Consider the following 7,092-nt stretch of genomic DNA (forward strand, 5'->3'; position numbering starts at 1 on the left):
CGTAGTTGAGTGTATACGCACCAGCTTGTCGACATCTGTTTTCTCGGCTTCCGTGGTGGAGCTGCCACATATTTGGGACGGACACCACCCGACGAGTGCGTACGTCGTACATAGATATGTGTCCGTCGCGTGGAAGGAGTAGATATCCTTGTAGAAACCAAAACAACCCTGATACGGCACAGTATGCGAAATAAACGAGTGTCCGTTGTGCTCGGTTCTGGCCGGAAAAGGTATAATCTTGTAACGCGTTCGCACTCAGGTTCAGTCCGGACAGGAGAGTTCGATATACCCCGTATTTCAGCAAATGATCTGTTCCTCTGAATACAAAGTTCATGCTGATTTTGATATATCTATTGAGCATCCTGGGGGTTCCAAACAGTACAGATAGTAATTCAGACTGGTTATTTAAACCTTCTCGATCGGTGTCCAAGTGACGATCTGAGATATTAAGTTTACAAGGCTAAGATACAAGATACAATGTGGTGGCCCAGTTATAAAACTACGATCGATGAATCGACTCCGGATTGATTCACCAACAGCGTCGTTGTCAGTACTGGGTCGACGCGTGGCATCGGGGCTGCAGTCGCCAAACGGTTTTCCGCCGAGGGGTCGGCTCTCGTCGTCACGGGCTGCTCGATGGGCGACGGCGAGTCAGCCGTCAACGAGATAACTGACAGCGGTGGTACTGCTGTGTTGGTCGAAGCGGACATGCGCTCTTCAGATGATATTGTCGCGCTGTTCGAGGCGACTGTCGACGAGTTCGGTGGGATCGACGTCCTCATTAACAAATGCAGCGGTCCAGACGGAGACCGCGGCTGTCGGCACCACGATCGCTGACAGGGACCGTGTGGTTGAGGCGGATTTCCGAGCATATTGGCTCTGTGCAACACACACCAGCAAGCAGATTGAGCATGGTGCCATCGTGAACGTTTCGTCGAACCGGGCGTTTTCGAAGATGCCCGCACAGTTCCCATGCACCGCAGTCAAAGCGGGGATCAACTGGATGACCCGGGTGATTGTGCTTGTTTTTGGTCCGAAAACCCGAGTCAACGCCATCAACCTCGGACGGATTGCAGTCGACCGGACTACTGTGGAACCGGATCGGGACAACCGTTAACAGTTAAAAAGAATTTACCCTCTCGGTCGGATTGGACGTGCCAAAGACGTTGCTGGCGTTGCAGCGTTCCTTGCGAGCGATGATGCGGCATTCATCACTGGCCCAAGCATTCTCGTCGACGGTAGCCGTGGGGCAGTGTTGCAGGACGATACTCTCCCGGATTATCGCAGCAAAGCAAAAAAACAGCTATCAGTGTCCTCATTCGTGGTACTGAATGACTTCTGTATTGACGACGTTGTGGACTGTTTCTCCCCGCAGAACCCAACGTAGCTCATCCTGGACGATGTTGATTTGTTTTCTTCTGCTGCCGGCGAACTGCCAGCATGATGCGGCGAACGGACGAATTTATCCGCGCGTTCTTTGAACACCTGCTTGATGTCGTCTCTGATCTGCTTCAGAGACGACGATCTACGTGGATTGATCGTCGTCGGCAACGGAGAGTTGAGGCAATCCGGACAGAACTCACGATTGTCTTGGCTGTCGAGGCCAGCGTCGGCCAATGCTGCCTGGATCTTTTCGGAGTTGTACTGCTCAACGAACTCATTGATGAACGGTTAAAACACCTTAGTGTCGTTTTTCTTGCCGGTCACCATCACGATGGAAACCGGTAGTTCACCTACGGCATCGACGACAAGAAAGGGCTTGAACACGTAGAACGATCTTTCGTGCACCCCTCTTCCCAGCTTGCGCCCTCAACGTCACCGTTTTCGCTCTCTTCGCGCGTGTTTGCCCTGGTGCGATGTGCGTTCCATCGACCAGAACGAACTCGCCAGCATTTTCGTGATCCGCAAGCAACTCTCCACACATCGACTTGAAACAGTCACAGAGTACGTCTGGCTGGAGATCGTCAAGGGCACGCAAGAGAGATGTCCCGTCGGGACATCTCTGGCTCGATGTAATCCAGCGGTTCCCGGAACGAGTTATTCCGCCGGAGCCGGCGTTCGAGGGTGTCAAACGAGTCGCCCCCGAACTGCAGCAAGGCAAGTGCAGCAGTCCGTTCTGGTAGGATTGACTGGATCTGTGAAACAGCAACGGATCGGAACGTTGTGACGAGTTCGTCACGGTAGAGATACCTGTCAGTGTCTCGGTCTTCAGGCGTGACATCGGTCGGCTGATCGGTTTGACGCTGAGACAGTTGGTCGTCCCTTCGCGACGGCCAACTGTGACATAGACCGTGGTGTTATTTTGGTCAGCCGCGTGAATTTCGTCGTTCTCGGCCAGCTTTCGGAGTGGTCGGTAGCACTGTCTGTCGAGGAGATTTTTTGCTTCGGGTGGGGGTAAGTTCAGACGGATGGCGGTACGCGAGGTTCTTGAGAGTAGGTTTGGTGGTTTCCCTGCGGTGGAAGACGGCGATTCCGTCATCCATCTCAGGTCGCCAGAACCAGTTGTGGGTGGACCGATGACCGACGTTGTGCTTTCTAGCGACGTACTTCTCGTTGTGGCTCAGCGAGGTGTAGAAGTTATATTCAGCGGAAAATTGGGTGACATACTACGCCGGCACGTTGGCGCCAGTGCGTAGATCTTGATTTGAAGCGACCTCGCCGTGGCTTCGCAAAAACTCACGAGCAGCAATCTTATGATACTCAGCTGGGTTCTTTCTACTGACTGATCTAGTTCTGGACATACCATTGACCCGACTTCTAATCTAGTAAACGTGACTATTCTCGACGCTGGGGACTGAAATATATCGTTTCTAACTAATTTCGAAACCGCGCAACGCGCTTAACCAGAGAATCATGCTGCCCTATGGCGATTCAACGGAGGCGGCCATCGCTGCAACTAACGGGGATGGCTAAGTTTATCCGAAAGCGATTCAAACTCTCGATTACTGACTGAGAAACATCAAATGTCTAATGCGGGAGATATGAACTTCAGCCTCGAAGTTGCAAAGAGCTTCGTAGGTACTGTAGTACAGGCCGTTTTTGGATTGGCTGGCATTATCGTGTTTGCGCGTATTTTAGGGCCTGTGGAGTTCGGTGGTTTCTATTTATTATTATCAATCACGCAGATTATTGACCCACCATTCAAAGGGTGGTCAACGGCAGTAAAGAAACGGTTCTCCGAATATGAATCCAATCGAAGTGAAATTTTTGGGTCGCAGGTCATCATAAATGTTACCGGACTGGTAGTGATCGGGCTAGGTGCAATAATTCTTGAATCTTATTTGGCCTCATATACTGGTCTGGATCATGCGCTATTGCTTCTACTCGTAATTCTTGCTACCGTCACATCCTTCGAACCGTTGCAACAGATGCTTGATGCCTCTGGTCGGCCAGCACTATCGACATGGATTGACACGGTGCGCTCAATTTTGACTACCCCGCTTCAGCTCGGATTGGTACTGCTTGGATTTGGTGCGGTAGGAATGGGGCTCGGGCTCGCCGGTGCGACCGCGATTACGGTACTCGTTTGCTACCGATATCTTGGTGTTCGTCCGGCACTCCCATCTCGGGAAACCCTCGAGTCGGTCTGGGGATTTGCACGCTACTCGTTTGTTCACGAGTTGGTTGGGACGGCGTATGATCGGTATGATGTGTTGCTACTAGGAGCACTGCTTGGGCAGGCGGCGGTCGCAGACTATGAAGTAGCACTGAAGCTTACACTTCCTGCAACCTTTATATCGAGTGCAATTACCGGCGCACTGGTACCGAGGATCAGTAACCTCAACAGTCGGGGAGAGTCAGTTGGAGATGATGTCACGAATTCACTTGCGTTTGCACCGCTTTTAGCAATCCCCATCTTTTTTGGTGCATTCGCGATACCGCACGCGCTTGTCGTCACGGTGTTCGGAAGCCCCTACCGTGATGCAGCGGTATTACTTGTCGGATTAGCCCTCGTACGGATCATCCATATCCAGGGAAGTCATCTCAGCAATGTCCTCCAGGGCGTTGACCGACCTGATCTTCCGCTTCGTATAAGTATCATTGCCTTCGCCCTCAACATTGTCGTTGGGTACGTATTAGTGAAACAGATCGGTGCCCTTGGGGCCGTAATTGGGACTGTCGTCGCGGCTGGACTCCGGTACGTTATTCTAGCATATCTTACACGAACACTGATTGATGGAGTACGGTTATTCCCTCGTCCGTTGATTGAACAGATAGCTGCTGGGTTCGTTATGTTCCTCACTGTTGAAGCAATTCACTCTATTTTGTCGATCCAGTCGTGGAGTGATTTGTTACTTCTTGTTGGAACGGGAGCAGCCGTCTATGGGGTGACGCTGCTGGCAATTAGTACGCAACTCCGACATATCGTTCGAGAAGTTATCGAGGACGTTGTAACCGCAACGCACCCTTCCCTCTGACAATCTTGTTGACTACACTGCTGTCGGCCTTGTTTAGACACCCGAAATCTGGGGGCTTGAGATACCTTCGTACAATCCAGACAGGGCGCTAATTATAATTATGCAGTGGGCAGATTATATCTAGTTACTATTTGGAAGAGATTTCAACTGGACGGACTCAGGCAGTAAATTTGAGGGATGTTTTTCCGACAGACTCTGAGACGTCGAAACAACCACAAGCCCAGGTGTATTCTATCCGCTATGAGCGAGAGCAGTCAGCATAAACGGTTCGCGGAGGACGTTGCAGTTGTCACTGGTTCGACCCGCGGTATTGGCGAGAGAATCGCGAAACGGCTCGCGGTAGAAGGGGCGACGGTCGTGGTGACCGGCCGGTCACACGAAGCTGGGACTGCCGTTGCAGAAGACATCGAAGATACAGGGAACGAGGCGACGTTTGTCAAGGCCGATATGCGGTCACCGCCCGAGATTAGCGCGCTTTTCGAAGCTACTGTGGACGAATACGGGTCTCTGGACATCCTTGTGAACAATGCCGCAGTTCAAACTGAAACCAGCGTTGAGGAGACGACACTAAAGGACTGGGACCAAGTTCTGGAAACAGACTTCCGATCATACTGGCTCTGCGCAAAACAGGCTCATCGCTACATGGACCGGGGTACCATCGTCAATATATCTTCGAACCACGCGTTCTCGACGATGCCGTCACATTTTCCGTATAATGCGGTCAAAGCTGGTATCAACGGCATGACCCGCGCGATGGCGCTTGACTTTGGCCCCGAAATCAGAGTCAATACCATCAATCCCGGATGGATCTACGTCGACCGAACGATGGCAGAGATGGCTGAGCAACGCCGCCAAGAACTAGCTGGCATTCACCCGGTGGGCCGGATTGGAAAACCGGAGGACATTGCAGGAGTCGCCACATTCCTCGCCAGTGACGATGCTGCGTTCGTCACTGGTGCGAGCCTCCGAGTGGACGGCGGTCGCGGAGCCGTAATGCAGGACGACACACTACCAGACTATCGGGAGCTGAGTGAGTAGTCTTCGACGAGGCCGGAAATGAGGTTCTCGACCGCGAGGTCGTTCACTCGTGAGACTGCCTCCTCTGTGTTCTGGGCGTTGTGTGAGCCGAGAATTACTGAGTCAAGTTCAGTGAGTGGGTCGTCTTCAGAGAGCGGCTCTTCTTCGAACACGTCGAGTGCTGCCCCGGCGATGGCATCCTTCTCTAGGGCCTCGACGAGCGCGTCCTGGTCGACGAGTTTCCCTCGAGCAGTGTTGATGAGATAGCTATTGGGGCCGAGCAATTCTAATTCCGTCTCCCCGATCATACTCTGAGTTTCGGGCGTCAGAGCGCAATTGAGGCTGACCACGTCGGCTCGACGAAGTAGTTCTTCACGGTCGACGTGTTCGATGCCCGTATCGGCAACCAGATCGTCGGGAAGCGGTTGGATGTCCGCGCCAAGCACGTTCATTCCGAGCGCGTCGGCACGCCTGGCGACGGTCGAGCCGATGTCCCCTACGCCAATGACTCCGAACGTCTTCCCAGCTAGTGATACCCCTCGTGGGCAGACCCAATCGCCGTTCCTGACCGAGCTATCAACGTGGTGCAGTTCTCGCGTCAACATAATAGCGTAGCCGGTGACGACGTCGGCTACTTCGTTGTTGAACGCGCCCGGCGTGTTGTGGATAGTGACATCGTTATCCTCGGCGGCCTGCGTGTCGATAGCGTCGATGCCGATGCCCCACTTCGAGATGACCGTCAGACTGTCGGCGCTCTCGATGACCTCACTAGTGAACTCGTCATCACCCGCGAGTACTCCGTCGTACCGGTCGATGACGTCCAACAGCTCCGACGCGGTTAGTTGCTGGTCGACGTCCGCCACATCGTACTCAATGTCGTGGGCGTCGAACTCGTCGGCGTAGTCGTGGATGTTGTCCTTGATGAGCGGACACGATATCAGAACGCGGTACGTGCTCATGGCTATAATCTGTGTTCGGCCCCTGAGATAATCTTTCGTTTCTAGTCGTCGCAGTGCCCGTGACGGCTAAGAAACTGTTTCGTCCTCAGGGTTCCTCGGATGGAGGTCCTGTTCAGGGTAGTCGATGTGGTTGCCAGTTTCGTCGTCCGAACCATCAGATGGGGGACCATCCCGGTTCGAGGTCGGATAGGTTTCGCGGTCGGGGTAGTAGAACCGTTGCCACAAACGGTCTGGGATTGGGCCATCCTTCGAGAATCCGCGGTAGGTGCCCCAAAATTGGAGCAGCCGGAATTTTGGAATCTCGAGAGCGTTCTCTAGAAAGACGCCCTCCTTGAGCGCGGCCTCCCAGTCGGAGACAACATTCGTCGTCGAGAGCCGAAGGAAGTCAAGAAACGAGAACGACTGGTTCGGCATGATTTCCTTGTGGGCGTAAGCCTCCCGGCGGTAGCGATTGAATATCTCCTTCGCTGTTTCGTCGTGAACGTGAATGATCTCGGCGTCGGAGGCGTAGGAGATATCGTAGCCGTCCTTCTGGACGCGCTTCGCCCAGTCCAAATCTTCGAGGCCGGTCAGTTGCTCGTCATAGGGATACTCTTCCCACAGTTCGCGCCGGATGGCGGCATTCGCGTTGTTGCAGAACGGGTGGTCCTGGCGCTCGATGTCGTGGGCAGGGAACCACTGCTTGAATATCTGATTCT

Annotated in this window: 4 protein-coding genes and 1 pseudogene; 3 read left to right on the forward strand and 2 right to left on the reverse strand. The window is 53.4% G+C overall.

Annotated features, from left to right (window positions below):
- Positions 1-570: 570 nt before the first annotated feature.
- From GRX66_RS20065 to GRX66_RS14760, 3 genes and pseudogenes are all read left to right on the forward strand, one after another.
- Positions 571-1,291: pseudogene (locus GRX66_RS20065) on the forward strand (SDR family NAD(P)-dependent oxidoreductase); the annotation flags it as partial.
- 1,690 nt (positions 1,292-2,981) lie between these two features.
- Positions 2,982-4,418: an oligosaccharide flippase family protein gene (locus tag GRX66_RS14755; RefSeq protein WP_159527240.1), complete on the forward strand. Its 1,437-nt coding sequence runs from the start codon at positions 2,982-2,984 to the stop codon at positions 4,416-4,418.
- A 240-nt stretch (positions 4,419-4,658) separates the two neighbouring features.
- Complete coding sequence (locus tag GRX66_RS14760) at positions 4,659-5,456, forward strand: SDR family NAD(P)-dependent oxidoreductase (RefSeq protein ID WP_159527241.1); 798 nt, start codon at positions 4,659-4,661, stop codon at positions 5,454-5,456.
- Here the strand turns inward: GRX66_RS14760 and GRX66_RS14765 are convergent.
- Together GRX66_RS14765 and GRX66_RS14770 are read right to left on the reverse strand one after the other, a co-directional pair.
- Positions 5,435-6,394, reverse strand: a complete 960-nt coding sequence (locus tag GRX66_RS14765) for a phosphoglycerate dehydrogenase (RefSeq protein WP_159527242.1) — start codon at positions 6,392-6,394, stop codon at positions 5,435-5,437. The genes GRX66_RS14760 and GRX66_RS14765 overlap by 22 nt on opposite strands.
- 66 nt (positions 6,395-6,460) lie before the next feature.
- On the reverse strand, positions 6,461-7,092 hold a 632-nt coding region (locus GRX66_RS14770; protein ID WP_201293041.1), incomplete at its 5' end, for a glycosyltransferase family 2 protein.

It is taken from the genome of Halobacterium bonnevillei, assembly GCF_009831555.1.
Taxonomy (GTDB): domain Archaea; phylum Halobacteriota; class Halobacteria; order Halobacteriales; family Halobacteriaceae; genus Halobacterium; species Halobacterium bonnevillei.

What these genes read in the sequence shown, in the direction of transcription:
- GRX66_RS14755 (WP_159527240.1), top strand. Translation starts at nt 2,982, where the DNA reads ATGAACTTCAGCCTCGAAGTTGCAAAGAGCTTCGTAGGTACTGTAGTA.
- GRX66_RS14760 (WP_159527241.1), top strand. Translation starts at nt 4,659, where the DNA reads ATGAGCGAGAGCAGTCAGCATAAACGGTTCGCGGAGGACGTTGCAGTT.
- GRX66_RS14765 (WP_159527242.1), bottom strand. Translation starts at nt 6,394, where the DNA reads ATGAGCACGTACCGCGTTCTGATATCGTGTCCGCTCATCAAGGACAAC.